The organism is Comamonas sp. MYb21 (assembly GCF_037479395.1).
In the GTDB taxonomy this organism is placed as follows: domain Bacteria; phylum Pseudomonadota; class Gammaproteobacteria; order Burkholderiales; family Burkholderiaceae_C; genus Comamonas.
In genome coordinates, this window is record NZ_JBBGZC010000015.1 from 62,791 (window position 1) to 77,339 (window position 14,549).

At 66.5% G+C, this 14,549-nt stretch carries 16 protein-coding genes; 7 read left to right on the forward strand and 9 right to left on the reverse strand.

Translation table 11 applies throughout. The features are described from left to right. Positions 1 to 56: 56 nt before the first annotated feature. From WH367_RS20805 to WH367_RS20835, 7 genes are read right to left on the reverse strand one after another with little or no spacing between them, the layout of a single operon-like run. Positions 57 to 728 (reverse strand): glycosyltransferase, encoded by a 672-nt coding sequence (locus WH367_RS20805; protein ID WP_339537531.1) that lies wholly within the window; start codon positions 726 to 728, stop codon positions 57 to 59. Between the two features lie 4 nt (positions 729 to 732). Beyond that, complete coding sequence (locus tag WH367_RS20810; protein WP_339537532.1) at positions 733 to 1,311, reverse strand: class I SAM-dependent methyltransferase; 579 nt, start codon at positions 1,309 to 1,311, stop codon at positions 733 to 735. Further along, positions 1,308 to 2,054 carry a PIG-L deacetylase family protein gene (locus tag WH367_RS20815; RefSeq protein WP_339537533.1) on the reverse strand — a complete coding sequence of 249 codons (747 nt, stop codon included), beginning with the start codon at positions 2,052 to 2,054 and terminating at the stop codon, positions 1,308 to 1,310. Before WH367_RS20815 ends, WH367_RS20810 begins: the two co-directional genes overlap by 4 nt. Further along, positions 2,054 to 3,079 (reverse strand): acyl-CoA dehydrogenase, encoded by a 1,026-nt coding sequence (locus WH367_RS20820; RefSeq protein WP_339537534.1) that lies wholly within the window; start codon positions 3,077 to 3,079, stop codon positions 2,054 to 2,056. Before WH367_RS20820 ends, WH367_RS20815 begins: the two co-directional genes overlap by 1 nt. 3 nt (positions 3,080 to 3,082) lie before the next feature. Then, complete coding sequence (locus WH367_RS20825; RefSeq protein ID WP_339537535.1) at positions 3,083 to 4,627, reverse strand: alpha,alpha-trehalose-phosphate synthase (UDP-forming); 1,545 nt, start codon at positions 4,625 to 4,627, stop codon at positions 3,083 to 3,085. Then, positions 4,624 to 5,403, reverse strand: a complete 780-nt coding sequence (otsB, locus tag WH367_RS20830) for a trehalose-phosphatase (protein ID WP_339537536.1) — start codon at positions 5,401 to 5,403, stop codon at positions 4,624 to 4,626. Before otsB ends, WH367_RS20825 begins: the two co-directional genes overlap by 4 nt. Continuing rightward, on the reverse strand, positions 5,403 to 5,636 hold the full coding sequence (locus tag WH367_RS20835) for a hypothetical protein (RefSeq protein WP_021028209.1): 234 nt from the start codon (positions 5,634 to 5,636) through the stop codon (positions 5,403 to 5,405). The genes otsB and WH367_RS20835 overlap by 1 nt, the downstream gene beginning before the upstream one ends. A gap of 697 nt (positions 5,637 to 6,333) precedes the next feature. Here WH367_RS20835 and WH367_RS20840 point away from each other — a divergent pair. Continuing rightward, positions 6,334 to 6,528, forward strand: a complete 195-nt coding sequence (locus tag WH367_RS20840; protein WP_021028206.1) for a hypothetical protein — start codon at positions 6,334 to 6,336, stop codon at positions 6,526 to 6,528. A gap of 133 nt (positions 6,529 to 6,661) precedes the next feature. After that, entirely contained in the window at positions 6,662 to 6,832 is a 171-nt protein-coding gene (locus WH367_RS20845) for a hypothetical protein (RefSeq protein WP_021028205.1), read from the forward strand. Between the two features lie 103 nt (positions 6,833 to 6,935). On the opposite strand, the gene WH367_RS20850 is transcribed toward WH367_RS20845, so the two are convergent. Together WH367_RS20850 and WH367_RS20855 are read right to left on the reverse strand one after the other, a co-directional pair. Then, entirely contained in the window at positions 6,936 to 7,088 is a 153-nt protein-coding gene (locus WH367_RS20850) for a hypothetical protein (protein WP_158400600.1), read from the reverse strand. 154 nt (positions 7,089 to 7,242) lie between these two features. Then, positions 7,243 to 7,638: a hypothetical protein gene (locus WH367_RS20855; RefSeq protein ID WP_339537537.1), complete on the reverse strand. Its 396-nt coding sequence runs from the start codon at positions 7,636 to 7,638 to the stop codon at positions 7,243 to 7,245. A gap of 140 nt (positions 7,639 to 7,778) precedes the next feature. Here WH367_RS20855 and WH367_RS20860 point away from each other — a divergent pair, with 140 nt between their 5' ends. The 5 genes from WH367_RS20860 to WH367_RS20880 all read left to right on the forward strand — a co-directional run bounded on the left by WH367_RS20860 (position 7,779) and on the right by WH367_RS20880 (position 14,541). Next, positions 7,779 to 9,308, forward strand: a complete 1,530-nt coding sequence (locus WH367_RS20860; protein WP_339537538.1) for a rhodanese-like domain-containing protein — start codon at positions 7,779 to 7,781, stop codon at positions 9,306 to 9,308. 88 nt (positions 9,309 to 9,396) lie between these two features. Beyond that, on the forward strand, positions 9,397 to 10,935 hold the full coding sequence (locus WH367_RS20865; protein WP_339537539.1) for an ABC transporter substrate-binding protein: 1,539 nt from the start codon (positions 9,397 to 9,399) through the stop codon (positions 10,933 to 10,935). Continuing rightward, positions 10,932 to 11,849 carry an ABC transporter permease gene (locus WH367_RS20870; RefSeq protein WP_021028201.1) on the forward strand — a complete coding sequence of 306 codons (918 nt, stop codon included), beginning with the start codon at positions 10,932 to 10,934 and terminating at the stop codon, positions 11,847 to 11,849. The genes WH367_RS20865 and WH367_RS20870 overlap by 4 nt, the downstream gene beginning before the upstream one ends. Then, positions 11,846 to 12,766, forward strand: coding sequence for an ABC transporter permease (locus WH367_RS20875; RefSeq protein ID WP_339537540.1), 921 nt, complete (start codon positions 11,846 to 11,848; stop codon positions 12,764 to 12,766). Before WH367_RS20870 ends, WH367_RS20875 begins: the two co-directional genes overlap by 4 nt. Further along, on the forward strand, positions 12,763 to 14,541 hold the full coding sequence (locus WH367_RS20880) for an ABC transporter ATP-binding protein (protein ID WP_339537541.1): 1,779 nt from the start codon (positions 12,763 to 12,765) through the stop codon (positions 14,539 to 14,541). Before WH367_RS20875 ends, WH367_RS20880 begins: the two co-directional genes overlap by 4 nt. Positions 14,542 to 14,549 lie beyond the last annotated feature (8 nt).

Below are 14,549 nucleotides of genomic sequence, written 5' to 3' on the forward strand. Positions count from 1 at the left end.
TAGTGCTTTTGGCCGTGGCTTGCTGCCACAGGCATCGAGCCGGGCGGCGGGCGGGCTTAGCGCAGCCCCGGCTGGGTTGCTAGCCGAATGGCGCCAGCAAAGCCATGCTCCACGCGGGAAAAAGGCCGTCCGCTGGTGAGCACCCGTGGCAGGGCGCTCCAGGCGATCTGCGCGCCTAGCGCGGCCAGGCGGTCCACCAGCGCTTGGTCTTCGCCGCACTCCATCGCATCAAAGCCGCCCGCCTGCTGGTAGCAATGGGCCGACAGGCCCAGGTTGGCACCATGCACATGGCGGTGGCCGTCGCGGTCCTGGTAGCCCGATTCAAAGCGCAGGCGCGCAGCTTGCGCATCGGCGCCATGGGCCGCCCAGCTGTCCACCCCGACGGTGCCGCAGACCACATCGGCCCCCAGCGACAGCTGCACTGCCAGCCAATCGGGGGCCACACGGGTATCTGCATCGGTAAAGGCCAGCCAGCGCGCCTGGTGCTGCAGCAGATGGCGGACCCCGGCAGCCCGCGCCCGGCCGACATTGCGGGCATGGACCTGCAGGGTGACAAAAGGCCATTGCCGGGCGATGGCGGCGCTGCCATCGCTGCAGCTGTCGAGCACGACAACCACCTTGACTTCTTCGGCGCCCAGGTCGGGGTGGAGGCTGGCCGTGGCGACGCTTTCCAGGCAGGCGCCTATCAAGTCTTCTTCGTTGTGGGCGGGGATGCAGATGCCGATCATGGGTTCAGAGCCTTTCCCAGACTTCCAGCAGGAAATCGGTCTCTCGGTGCTCGACCACGGTCTTGAGTGCGGCGCTGGCCCCGATTTGCGCATGGATGGTGTCGGCGTTTTGCAGCAGGTCGGGCGCCTGGTGGCGCCAGTGGCACATCAGCCAGTGCCCGCCCGCTGCCAGCGAGGTCAGGCAGCGCTCGCTGAACAGCGCCAGATCGGCATCATCCAGGTAGTAGGCGAGCTCGGAGACCACCAGCAGATCAAAGCCGCCGGGCGGCACCTGCGGCCACTCCTGCGGCAGCTGCAGCTTTTGCAGGTGCAGCTGGCGCCGGTCCTCGCGCTGGATGCGGGCATTGCACAGCAGCACGGCCGATTCGGCAAAGTCCGCGGCCACAAGCTGGTCGCAGCGCTCCAGCAGCGCCATCGTGGTTTCGCCATTGCCGCAGCCGGGTTCAAAGCCGTGGCGGTAGTGCTCGCGCGGCAGCGATGCTAGCAGCAGCTCGCGCTTGCGCCGCTCGTACCAGGTGGTTTTGACGGCCCAGGGGTCGGAGGAGCTTTGGTAGAGCTGTTCAAAGTGTTGGCGTTGGTTCATCGCAGTATCACCTCGAAGTTACGCAAGAGGCGCGCCGTGGCCCAGCGCGGCAGGATGGCGGGCCTGCCGGTGGACGGGTCGGGCAGCAACTGGCTGCGAAAGCAGGACAGCGCCAGGCATTTGCGGTCCAGCTGTTCGGCGCTCAGCGGCATGCGCACGGCTTGCTGCCAAGGCACGCGCTGGTCGCCGGGACTAGCCCAATGCCAGGTCCAGATCGGTACCTCAAACAGGCGGCTGCCGACATCGGCGGTGGCGGCGGCGCAGGCCTCACCGGTGGCCTCGTGGTCCGGGTGGCCGTCGTAGCGCCAGGGGCAGAAGACCGCATCGGTCGGGCGCAGCAATTGCTGCAAGCGCGATTCGAGCTGGGGCTGGTGGTCCTGCACCTGCCCGTCGGGGATGCGCAGGTGGATGATCTGGCTGCCCGGGCAGAGCAGGGCCAGCGCCTGGGCGCTTTCACGCTCGCGGGCCTGGGCCAGTTGGTCCGGCGTCCACAGGCGCGAGCCCGGGTGGCTGGCCTCGCCCGAGGTGACCGCGATCACCGTGCAGGGCAGCGCGTTGGCCTCGCAGTGCTGCATGATGGCGGCCGTGGCCAGGATTTCGTCATCAGGATGGGGCGAGACAATCACCACCCGCGCGCAGCCTTGCAGCAGCTCCTCGGCCGGCGTGGTGCCCAATGCTGCCTGGGCCAGCCAGGGCTGCCATTGCAGTTCGGGCGTGCCTTCTCCTTCGATGTGGCGGGGCATCAGAGCTTCCATGGTGCGTTGTTCTCCTGTTGTGCGATCGCTTGGCCGAGCGCGGCGAGATCACGCTCGGCATGGCTTTGGCGGATAAAAATCGGCAGGTCGGCCAGCAGCAAGGCGAGCGACCGGTCTTTGCAAAAAGGGCCCGGGCCCAGCGCGCGCGGCACATGCTGCAGCACTTGCTGGGCAGCGGCCTCGGCGGCCAGGCGGGTGCGGTTCACCTCCCGGGTCCAGGGCTGCCCAGGCTGGGCATCGATATGGGCTGCGGTGGCGCGCAGCAGTGCAGCCGTGGCCGAGAGCGCCACATCCACCGCGCCCAGGTGGGCCAAGGCATGGGGCTCGGCGTGGTTGCGGCAGGCGCGCAGCAGCTGGCCTGCAATGCGGGCGCTGGCGCCATACCAGCATGCGGCAATGCCGGCGCCCCCATGCTGAAAGCCCGGGCGGCTCAGATAGGCGCCCGGGCTGCCCACCAAGGTGGCGCGGGCGCCGGTCAGCTGTACATCGACGCTGCCGCTGTCGGCCATGCCCACGGCCTGCCAGCCCTCGCTGCTGACCTGCACCGCAGGCTGCAGCAGGTTGACGGCGACCAGGCAGCGCTCGGTATCGGACAGCCAGGCGGTTACCAGCGCATGGTCCACACTGTGCGCGCCCGAGCACCAGGCCTTGGTGCCGTTCAGCAGCACCTCGCTGCCGGGGGCCAGGTGAGCGCTGGCGCTGATGGGCGTGGCCTGCACCCGGTTGCCCGGCGGCTCTGCACCCCAGACGGCCCAGGTCCGCGCCGCTGCGGGCGCCTGGGCTCCCAGTTCGGCCAGAATGGCCAGGGCGTCGGTGTGGCCCTCAAACAGCTTGACCAGACTCAGGTTGCTGGCGGCCACCGCGGCCAGTGCCCGCCAGCGCGCCAGGGTCTGGCCCTGGCCGGGCAGGGGCAACTGGTCCAGGCCCTGTGCGACCAGGTCGCGCAGTGTCTGTCCGGGCTCCTGCGGCTCGGAGCCGGTCAGAAAGTCTTCAAGTGCGGTAGAGGCATGCATCCTTCAACCGCCCCTGCGCAGTGCGGCCGTGGTGCTGGGCTGCGCAGGGCCTCCGCCTGGCACTACCCGCAGATAGGGAAAGCTGCCATCCCGCGTGGGGCGGGTCATCGGCAGGTCGGGTTCTGCATCGAGCACAGCGCTCCTGGCTGCAACGGCAATGCGCGGCTTGCGCGCAAGCGCAGGCTGGCACTGGTGGAGCGCATGCAAAAAGCGCTGGCACCACCAGTGCACATCTTCGGCCTCGATGCGGGCCAGCAGCTGCTGGTGCCGTTCGATGCGTTCGGCCAGCGGCATCTGCAGCGCCTGGTCGATGCTGTTGGCGGTGCTGTGCGCGTCATAGGGGTTGACCAGCAGGGCTTCTTGCAGCTGCTCGGCCGCGCCGGCAAAGCGCGACAGCACCAGCACCCCGGGGTCGGCCGGGTCCTGGGCGGCGATAAATTCCTTGGCAACCAGGTTCATGCCATCGCGCAAGGGCGTGACCAGGCCCACGGCGGCCGAGCGGCACAGGCCCGCCAGCTGGGCACGCGTGAGCACCTGGTGCATATAGCGCACGGGCATCCAGTCGAGCTCGCCAAAATCACCATTGATGGCGCCGCAGAGCGACTCAAACTCACTGCGGATATCGGCATAGGCCTGCAGGTGCTCGCGGGTGGGCGAACCAATCTGCACCAGGCTGGCGCTGCGCCGGTGGGCCGGGTGGCGCTCGAGCAGATCGCGGAAGGCGTGGATGCGCTCGGGCAGGCCCTTGGAGTAGTCGAGCCGGTCAATGCCCACCACCAGGCGGCGCTGGCAGTATTCCTGCGCCAGTGTGGCTTGCACCTGCTGCGCCGGGGGTGTGGTGGTCAGCGCTGCAAAGGCGCGCGCATCGATGCCCACTGGAAACACCTCGCAGCGCGTTTGCTGGCCATGGGCACGGTAGTGGTGGCGGTGGCTGATGCGGCCATCGCTTTGGGCCAGCACATAGCTCTCAAAATGCTGCAGGTCCTGCCGGCTTTGCAGGCCCACCAGGTCAAAGTCCATCAAGGCCTGCATCAACGCCTTGTGCTGGGGCACGGCCCCGAGGGCCACCAGCGGCGGAAAGGGGATATGCAGAAAAAACCCGATGCGCTGCTGGCAGCCCAGCGCGCGCAATTCAGAGGCCAGCGCCATCAGGTGGTAGTCATGCACCCAGATCACGTCATCGGGCTGCAGCAGCGGCAGCAGCAGCTGCGCAAACTGGCGGTTGACGCGTCGGTAGCCTTCGTAGAAGCGCGGGTCGAATGCGGCCAGGTCCAGGCGGTTGTGGAACACGGGCCAGAGCGTGCTGTTGCAAAAGCCGCTGTAGTAGCTGTCATGGTCGCAGCGCTCCAGCGCGGTCGTCGCGACGGTCACTGCCTTCCATGGACGGATGCAGAGTGGGGGCGGGGATTGCTCGCTGACCGTGCCGCCCCAGCCAAACCACAGGCCGCCCTGGCGCTGCAACGCCTCCTCCAGCGCAGTGGCCAGGCCGCCTGGCGCGGCATCCTGCGGGTCGGCGACGCGGTTGGAGACAACGACCAGGCGGCTCATGGCTGCACCTCCGCCGGCCGGCCCAGCGCGCTCAGCATACGGTGCTGCGTGCAGGCGGCTTGAAGCCAGTGGTAGACGGCCTCCACGTCATCGAGGCGGTGGCTGGCGCAGCTCACACCCGCGCCCACCTTGATGGCGACGCCGCGCTCTGCCAGCACCGCGGTAAAGCCGCTTTCATCGCTGATGTCATCACCGACGAAAAACGGCGTGCGGCCGACAAAAGGCGGCTCCTGCATAAAGGCATCCATGGCGCGGCCCTTGCTTGCGCCCACCGGCAGCATCTCCAGCACCTGCTTGCCGCGCAGCAGCGTCCACTGCGGCCTGTGGGCCAGCATTGCTTGCAGGCTGCGCAGGCACAGGCCCTCCAGCGATGGATCGCGGCGGTAGTGCAGGGCCACGCCGCTTTGCTTGGGCTCGACATACAGGGCAGGGTGCGCCTTAGCCAATTGCTCGCAGGCGTCGATCACGGCGGAGATATCACCCGGCGCATCGTTGCACTGCTGGCCTCTGGCATTGCGGCGCTGCGCGCCATGGGCGCCGGCGCAGGCCAGTTGCAAGGGCTGCAGGTAGGCGTCAAGGACCGCAATCTCCCGTCCGGAGATGATGGCCACCGCGCCACCCAGCCGGCCCTGCAGATCGCGCAGCAAGGGCACCAGCCCGGTAGGCACAGCGATGCTGTCGGGCGTTGGCGCCATGGGCACCAGGCTGCCATCAAAGTCGAGGAAAAGCGCCGCATCGCCAGGCAGCGGCGGCGGCAACGGCGAGAGGCTGGTCATCAGGGATCCAGCGGCTCGGGGCTGATGACGCGCTCGGATTCGGGATCCTGCGGAATATCGGGCTCGGTGCTGGGCGAGAACGGCGGGTGGGGAGGGTCCTCGCCGGGCTCGGGTGCCAGCGGCTCCTGCTCGGGATAGGGCTCGCCCACGGGATCCATGCTTTCGTCTTCGGGGTAGTTGGGTTGGGTTGCGGGCCGGGTGTCGGTAGGGGTGTCTGGCTTGGTGCTGCTCATGTCATGCTCCTCGGTCGTATGCCTACTAGGTTCGCTGCTGCTGCGCCCCAGGTCTGTAGGATTTGTGCGCCCGCGCATGGAGTCATCCAAGCGAGTTGGCCGGTTACGCTGGTGCAAGACCGGTCTTACTGAAGCCAATCTTCACGCGCTGACGGCGCAGCTGCAAAAAATCCAGACCAGAACTTGCCCTTGGGTGAACCCCCAGCGCATTGACGAGGAGGCCATCTGGGGCCGTTGAGAGCGGGCCGCAGAAATCGCCTTTGCCGGCTGGGGATGCGCATCTGCAAGACCGGCCCAGGTCGCTGCTGCGGGCGCGGGCAGTGGGGACGGGGCGCATTTCTTTCAAAAGCATCTGCAGTCGCGCGCGATGGCGGGCAGCGTGCAGCCGGCCCCCGCTGCCTTTGGCCATTGGCAGCGCCGAGGGCCTGGCCCAGGCGGCGCAGTTCAATGCGGCGATGAAGCTGCTGGATGATTCGGGCAATGCATCCGCCGACTGACGGGTGTCGGGCGAAATGCCTCTATATAAACCCAGTGCATATAAGCTAGGTTAGTCTTACGCAAAGCAAATAACAGACCTCAGCTCCACCTCGGTGTGGCTGTAGGACGTTTTCTGCTTATTTCGTAATTTTGAGATCGCTGGCTGGCGTTTTGGAGTAGTTTTGTTACAGTTTAACCACCAAAGCATTGGAGGCTAGGAATGTCTACGCAGACCGGAAATGACAAGGAGAAAGACGCCTATTTGGATGCCTTGAAAGCCCAGGGCGCCGAGTTGCTGGCCGACCACCCGGCAGAAGGCACCATTGAGCACGCGCGCCTGTCGCTGATCGATGCCAAGATCGAGCAGCTGACGCGGCCCATCACCGCAGACAGCTGGAAAACGCCCGAATACTGAATACGCCCGGGTGTGTACCAGACGTTGGTTCTTGTAAAAGAACTTTGCAAAATGCCTGGATGGCGCTATCGTGGTGGAACCTGGATCGTCAGCCAAACTTACGGATTTGGGTACCAGGTGGAAAGGAGGTCTTATGCGAGAAGCGGAAGACCTGCTTGTGGTGACGCAAGCGCAATACGAGCGTCTGGAACTGGAAGTGATTGGTTTACGGGATCTGGAGCCCTTTATGGGCTCCCCGCAATATGATCGCCTGCAGGATGTGGAATTGGCACTGAAACATTACCAAACGCAATTTCGCCCCTAAGCGATACGACACAAAACCCGCAATGGCGGGTTTTTTCTTGGGCAGCCTTTAGGCGGCAGCCGGGCGCGTGCCGGGCGGGCCAGGCGCCCTGCCGCCATTGCGTTTACTGCTGCTGGGACTGCGCTTGCTGCTGCTGGTTCTGGTCCCGGCCTTGCTGCTGCTGCTGGGCAGGGCGCTGCTGGTTTTGTTGGTCCTGCTGCTTTTGGGCAGGTTGTTGGCCATTGGGACTTTGGTTGGGTTGCTGCTGGTTGCTCATCTCTGTCTCCGGTTGAAGGGGGGATGCAGCGCGGTATTGGCTGCCCTTTCAGGTTAAGGGCATGGCATTGCGGAATCTGTAGTCGCTGTGCTTGCCTAGGCGTAGTAAGCCGGGGAGGCATGTCGTCACCATCAACCTCACACAGCCGCCAGAGCTATCCACGCTGCGGCTGCACCAGCAGGCCCCGCAGCAGCAAATCCAGACCTGCGGCGGCTTGCTCCAGGCGCGCAGCGCCATCGACCCCTTCCGCACCGTCGGCCCCATCGGCAATCCAGAACGCCGCCTCGGCCAGGCTGCCATAGATCAGCGCTGCGAGAGCCCGTGCATCGGCTGGGAGCCTGGGCAGGGGAGGGATGCATGGGACTTGCCGGCGATGCTCTGGCCCGCGGCCGGTGTGGCGGCTGCCGCCTTGCTGGTGGTGGGTAGCGCGCGGGAGGGCGGGTCCGCGCGCTGCTGAGGCCGGTGCTTTGCTGCCTGCGGCTAGCCGGCCGCACCTGGGTGGTCGCACCTGTTCGGCCACACCTCGCCGGCCGCACCTAGTCGGCCGCACCTCGCCGGCCGCACCATACTCGCTCAGCAAATATGCTAAGTAGATTTAATTCGTTTTCGCCGAGTGGGCCCTTGCGCACAATCGCAGCTCTCCCCCATGCCCCTTTGTGTCTGGGGCTGTGTCCGAGAGATGATGGTTTTATGCAAGCACTGAGTCCCCTGTCCGTCAAAGCCCTGTTGGGGGATGGCCAAGAGTTCGCGTTTTTGGATGTGCGCGAAGCCGGCGAGTTTGGGGAGGGTCACCCATTTTTGGCCATCCCGCTGGCCTATAGCCGCCTGGAGGCCGATATCTCCCGCCTGGTGCCCAGGCTGTCTACACGCATCGTTTTGATCGATGGCGGCAACGGTGTTGCCAGCCGGGCCGCTCGGGCGCTGGCAGCGCTGGGCTATAGCGATCTGTCCATCAGCGAGGGCGGGGTGACCGCCTGGGAGGCGGCGGGTCTGATGCTGTTCAAGGGCGTGAACCTGCCATCCAAAACCTTTGGCGAGCTGGCCGAGGCCGCGCTGGGCACCCCGCATATCAGCGCGCAGCAATTGCAGCAGCTGCAAGCGTCTGGCGGCAAGCTGGTGGTGCTCGATGGCCGGCCGCTGGCCGAGTTCAACAAAATGAGCATTCCCGGCGCCATCAGCTGCCCCAATGGCGAACTGGCCCTGCGCCATGCCGATCTGATCCCCGATGCGCAGACGACGGTGGTCGTCAACTGCGCCGGCCGCACCCGCTCCATTGTGGGCGCGCAGACCCTGCGCGACCTGGGCCTGCCCAATCCCATCTATGCACTGGAGAACGGCACCCAGGGCTGGTATTTGAACGACCTGCCGCTCGAGCATGGCCAAAGCCGCAGCTACCCCGAACACCGCCGCGCACCGGCGCCCGAGGTGGCGGCCCGCCTGGCCCAACTGAGCGCTGAGCAGGGTGCCACGCGCATCGATGCGGCAGGCCTTGCCGCCTGGCTGGCCGACCCCGAGCGCACCACCTACCTGCTGGATGTGCGCTCGCCCGAAGAAGTTGCCGCCAGCCCCATTGCGGGTGCCGCCCATGCGCCCGGTGGGCAGCTGGTGCAGGCCACCGACCAGTACCTGGCCACGCGCCATGCGCGCATTGTGCTGGTGGATACCGATGGCCTGCGCGCGCCGATGACGGCGGTCTGGCTGCGGCGCCTGGGGCATGCGGCCTACCTGGCCAGGCCCGATGCCTTGCCGGCCACTCCCGCAGCGCCACCAGCCGAAGCGGCTTTGCCGCGCATCAGCAGTGCGGCGCTGGCTGCGGACCTTGGCGCCTATGACCTCGTCGATCTGCGTGACAGCGCCAGCTACCGCGCTGGCCATATCGCCGGTGCGCGCTGGTCCATCCGGCCGTTGCTGCAGCGCGGCGATGGAACCCGGGCAACCGTGTTCATCACGCCCGAGCCTGCGCTGGCAGCAGCCGCTGCGCGCGATGTGGGCGGCGTATGGCATCTGCTGAGCGACGGGCCCGAGCAGTGGCAGCGCGCGGGCTTGCCAGTGCTGGCCAGCCCCGATGTGCCTGATGACGCCGAGCGCATCGACTACCTGTTTTTTGTGCATGACCGCCACAGCGGTAACAAGGCGGCAGCGCGTGCCTACCTGGAATGGGAAACCGGCCTGCTGGCCCAGATAGATGCGCAGGAACGCGCGCTGTTCTGTTTGGGCTGATCCGCGCTGTCTGTTGTTGGTATCCGCCAAGGCCCGCTGAGCGGCCTGAGGCCCACCTGTCCCCTTTTTCTCTTTGAATTGAATCCCCATGTCCACCAGCCGCCGTATCTTTCTGAAAAACGCCGCCGCCACGGCCAGCCTGGCCGCGCTGCCCTTTGCGCTGCCGCGGGCCGCCTTTGCGGCGGGATCGACCACGCTGACGATTGCGCAGAGCAACGACATCTTGTCCTTGGACCCGGCCAACCACGAGAACAACAGCACCCAGTCGGCGCTGGTCAATCTCTATGAGTACCTGGTCAACAAGGAATTTCCGAACGGCAAGATGGCCTTCACGCCGGGCCTGGCCCAGTCCTGGAAGCAGGAAGACCCGCGCACCTGGGTGTTTGAGCTGCGCCCTGATGTGCAGTGGCACGACGGCAAGCCCTTTACTGCCGAAGATGTGAAGTTCACCGTCGAGCGCATGAAAGGCAACCCCAAGCTGCTGAGCGCGGTGGAGAAGTTTCGCTCGGTGGAAAAGGTCGAGGTGCTGGGCCCGCACCGGGTGCGCCTGGTTACCAGCAAGCCCGATCCGCTCTTTCTGCACAACTTTGTCGGCAATGGCGGCTCGATCCTGCCCCAGCATGCGTTCAAGGCGGCGGGCAGCGAAGAGGCCTTCTTTGCCAAACCCATCGGCACGGGCCCCTACAAGTTTGTCGAGTGGAAAAAGGCCGACCGCCTGGTGCTCGCGCGCAACCCCCAGTGGTGGGGTGGGGCGCCGCACTGGGAGCGGGTGGTGATCCGCGCGATTCCTGAAACCGCCACGCGCGTGGCCGAGGCCTTGTCCGGCGGCGTGGACCTGGCGGTGAACATTCCGCCCGAGGACATCGGCCGCCTCAAGTCCAATGCCGACACCGGCATCGTCGCCTTCAATATTGCGCGCAACTTTGGTTTGCACCTGCGCACCGAGCCGGGTGTGGTCACCCACGACGCGCGGGTGCGCGAGGCGATTGACCTGGCCATCAACCGCCAGGAGCTGGCTGAGGTGGTGGCCGATGGCTATGCCACCGCCACGCGCGGCCTGTTCCCGCCCGAGATCCCCAACGCCAATACCCGCCTGACGGCAGCCAACTCCTTCAACCCCGACAAGGCCCGCCAGCTGATCCAGGCGGCAGGCGCCAAGGGGGCCAAGATCCGTTTTGGCTCACCCAGCGGCCGCTATATCAAGGACCGCGAGGTCTCCGAGGCCATCGTCGGCTACCTGCAGGATGTCGGCCTCAATGCCCAGCTTGAAGTGCAGGAATGGAGCATCTACAACGCCCGCGTGGGCAGTGATTCGCACGGCGAGATCTATTTCTGGGGCATGGGCTCCTACACCGATGCCTCCTTCATCCTGAACATGGGCTCGCTCAAGCGCTTCAACCCGCACTGGAAGAACGCCGAGTTCGAGCGCCTGGCAACCGAGCTGCCCGCGACCACCGGCGAGAAGGAGCGCCAGGCCATCATCTGGCGCGCGCAGGAGATCATCACCCAGGACCGCGCCCGCATCGGTGTGCTCTATCCCAAGGCGATCTACAGCGTCAACAAGCGGGTGCAGTTTGCCGGCCGCTTTGACGAGATGATCCCGGCTGAACAAGTGCGGCGCGCATGATGCTCTCGGCCTTGTGGCGGCTGCTGCTCCAGGCGGTGCCGGTGCTGTTCACGGTCACCCTGATCGTGTTTGCACTGGTGTTTCTGGCCGGCGACCCGACGGTGATGATGATCCCGGACCAGGCCTCGGAGGCCGACCGCCTGGCCATGGTGGCCGCCTGGGGGCTGGACCAGCCGGTGCACCTGCAGTACCTCAACTACATGCGCAACCTGCTGCACGGCGATTTTGGCACCTCGTACCGCTATGGCAGCTCGGCGCTGCCCATTGTGCTCGAGCGCTTGCCCGCCACCTTGCTGCTGGCTGCCGCATCGATGCTGGTGGCCGTGCTGATCGCGGTGCCCGCTGGCGTGGCGGCAGCCTTGCGGCGCGGCAGCTGGGTGGACCATGCGGTCTCCGGCGTGGCCGTGCTGGGCAAGGCCATGCCCAATTTCTGGGTCGCCATCATGCTGATCCTGGTGTTTGGCGTCAGCCTGCGCTGGCTGCCGGTATCGGGCAGCGGCACCTGGGCGCACCTGGTGATGCCTGCGCTGACCCTGGGCACGGCCTTTGCCGGTGACCTGGCCAAGCTGGTGCGCGCCAGCATGCTCGAAACCTTGAGCCAGGACTATATGCGCACCGCCTATGCCAAGGGCATCCCTGACTGGTTGGTGATTGGCAAGCATGCGCTGCGCAATGCCGCGATCCCGACGGTGACGATGACCTCGCTGCACGTGGTGGCGCTGCTGGGCGGGGCGCTGGTGACCGAGACCATTTTTGCCTGGCCGGGCCTGGGCCAACTGATCGTGCAGGCGATCAACACCAAGGACATGGCGGTGATCCAGATCAGTGTGCTGGTGATCACCGCGATGACCTTGCTGGTGAACTTTGCCACCGATGTGGTCTACCGCCTGATTGACCCGAGGATGAAGCTATGAGCGGCGTGGTGGTGAATACCGGCGCGGCCCTGCAGGCCGATGCGCCTGTGGTGGCGGCCCAGCCTTCGGGCCTGCAGCGCTTTCTGCGCGGGCTGTGGCGCAGCCGCAGTGGCCGCTTGGGCGCCATTTTGCTGCTGCTGATCTTGCTGACCACCCTGGGCGCCGATCTGCTGCCGCTGGCCGACCCGGTCAAACGCAATCTGTCGCTGCGCTACCTGCCCCCCGTCTGGCTGGACAAGGGCCAGTGGGCCTACCCGCTGGGCACCGATGGCCAGGGCCGCGACATGCTGGCGCGCATCATCTACGGCGCGCGCAGCTCGGTCATCGTGGGCCTGGCGGCCGTGGCGCTCTCGGGGGCCATTGGTGTGGCGATCGGCGTGCTGGCCGGGCTGCGCGGCGGCTGGCTGGACCAGGTGCTGATGCGCGTGGTCGATGCCATCCTGGCGATTCCAGCCATGCTGTTCATGCTGGTGGTGGCCCTGGTGGCCGGCGCCGGCCTGGCGCCGCTGATTGTGGTGATTGCGCTCACCAACTGGGTGATCTATACCCGCATTGCGCGCGCCGAGGTGCTGCGCGTCAAGGAGCTGGAGTTTGTGGCTGCCGCGCGCGTGAGCCGCTTGCGCACCTCGCGCCTGCTGCTGCGCCACATCCTGCCCAATATCTTGCCGGCCCTCGTGGTGGTGGCCACCTTGAACATTGGCACCGTCATCCTGACGGAGTCGTCCTTGAGCTTTCTGGGCTTTGGCATCCAGCCACCCGATATCTCCTGGGGCCAGATGCTGGCCGACGGACGCCAGCAGCTGGCCACCAGCTGGTGGATCAGCACCTTCCCCGGCGTGGCGCTGACGGCCACGGTTTTTAGCATCATCTTGCTGGGCGATTGGCTCAGAGACTACCTGGACCCACGCCTGCCATGACTGCTGCCCCAACGCTTGCCCACGCCGCCAACCAGGCTGGCGCCATTCTTCGCCCTGCCGCGCTGCATACAGGCCTGGCAGACACCGTGCTGCGCTACCGCAATGCCGGCGTCACACTGCAGCCCCATGGTGGCGGCGAGCCGCTGCGCCTGGTGCGCGGGGTGGATATAGAGGTCAAACGCCGGCAGGTGGTGGCCTTGGTGGGCGAGAGCGGATCGGGTAAGACCTTGACGGCCTTGAGCGTGCTGGGCCTGCTGCCCAGCAATGCCCGCTTCAGTGCGGATGAGGCCATGCTCAATGGCCGCGATCTGCGCCAGCTGGACAAGGCGGGATGGCGCAGCCTGCGCGGCGCCGATGTGGGCATCGTGTTCCAGGAGCCGCTGTCGTCGCTGAACCCGGTGCTGACCATTGGCGACCAGATCGAAGAGGTGCTGTACTACAAGCGCCAGCTGACGCGCCGCCAGCGCCGGGCCGAGGCCATTGACCTGCTGGCCCGCATGGGCCTGCCCCGGCCGGCGCAGCTGCTGCAGGACTACCCCTTCCAGCTCTCGGGCGGCATGCGCCAGCGCGTGATGCTGGCCATTGCGATGGCCGGCGAGCCGGCCTTGCTGATTGCCGACGAGCCGACCACGGCGCTCGACAACACGGTGCAGGCCCAGGTGCTGGAGCTGATGGTGCGCACGGCCGAGCAATCGAATGTCGGCGTGCTGCTGATCACCCATGACCTGTCGGTCGTCGCCCAGGTGGCCGACCATGTGCATGTGATGCGCCACGGCGAGATCGTCGAATCCGCCCCGGTGCAGCAGCTGTTTGCCAGGCCGCAGGCCGCTTACACCCAGCAGTTGCTGGCGCTGGCGCCGCGCATTCCGGCCGTCGTGCGCCAGCCCTTGGCAGAGGCCGCCTTGCAGCAGCCGCAAGAAGCGCAAGATGCGCCGCCGATTCTGCAGCTGGATGCCGTGAGCAAGTACTACCAGCAGCCCCGTGCCTGGCATTTCAAACCCTTCAAGCATCTGGCCTTGGAGGGCGTGTCTTTCTCGCTGCAACGGGGCCGCACCCTGGGCCTGGTCGGAGAGTCGGGCAGCGGCAAATCATCTTTGGCGCGCATCATCGCCGGCCTGGCGCAGGCCGATAGCGGCAGCCTGCGTTTTGAGGGCGCCGATCTGGGCGACCCGGCGGTGCGCGCGGCTGCCAGCATCCAGATGGTGTTCCAGGACCCCTATGCATCGCTCAACCCACGCATGCGCATTGGCCAGCTGATCACCGAGCCGCTGGCCGAGCAGCCGGGCTGGACGGCAGCGCAGCTGCGCGCGCAAGCGGCGCAATTGCTGGCCATGGTGGGCCTGCCGGCCTCGGCCCTCGATCGCTTTGCCCATGAGCTCTCGGGCGGCCAGCGCCAGCGCGTCTGCATTGCGCGGGCGCTCAGCGTGCAGCCCCAGCTGCTGATCTGCGACGAGCCCGTCTCTGCGCTCGATGTCTCGGTGCAGGCCGAAATCCTGGCGCTGCTGCAGCGCCTCAAAAAGGACTTGCAGCTGAGCATGGTGTTTATCGCCCATGGGCTGGAGAGCGTCTATGCGATTTCGGACGACATCGTCGTGCTGGAAAAGGGCCGGGTGGTGGAAGCCGGCCCGCGCGACCAGATCTTTGGCGCGCCGCGCCATGCCTATACCCGCAGCCTGCTCGACGCAATGCTCGACATCGACCCGGCGCGCAGCCGCTTCAAGACCCGGCCGGCCGAGGCTGAGCCAGACAGCCCCGCGCTGGCACGCGTGGCCTGATGCCTCGC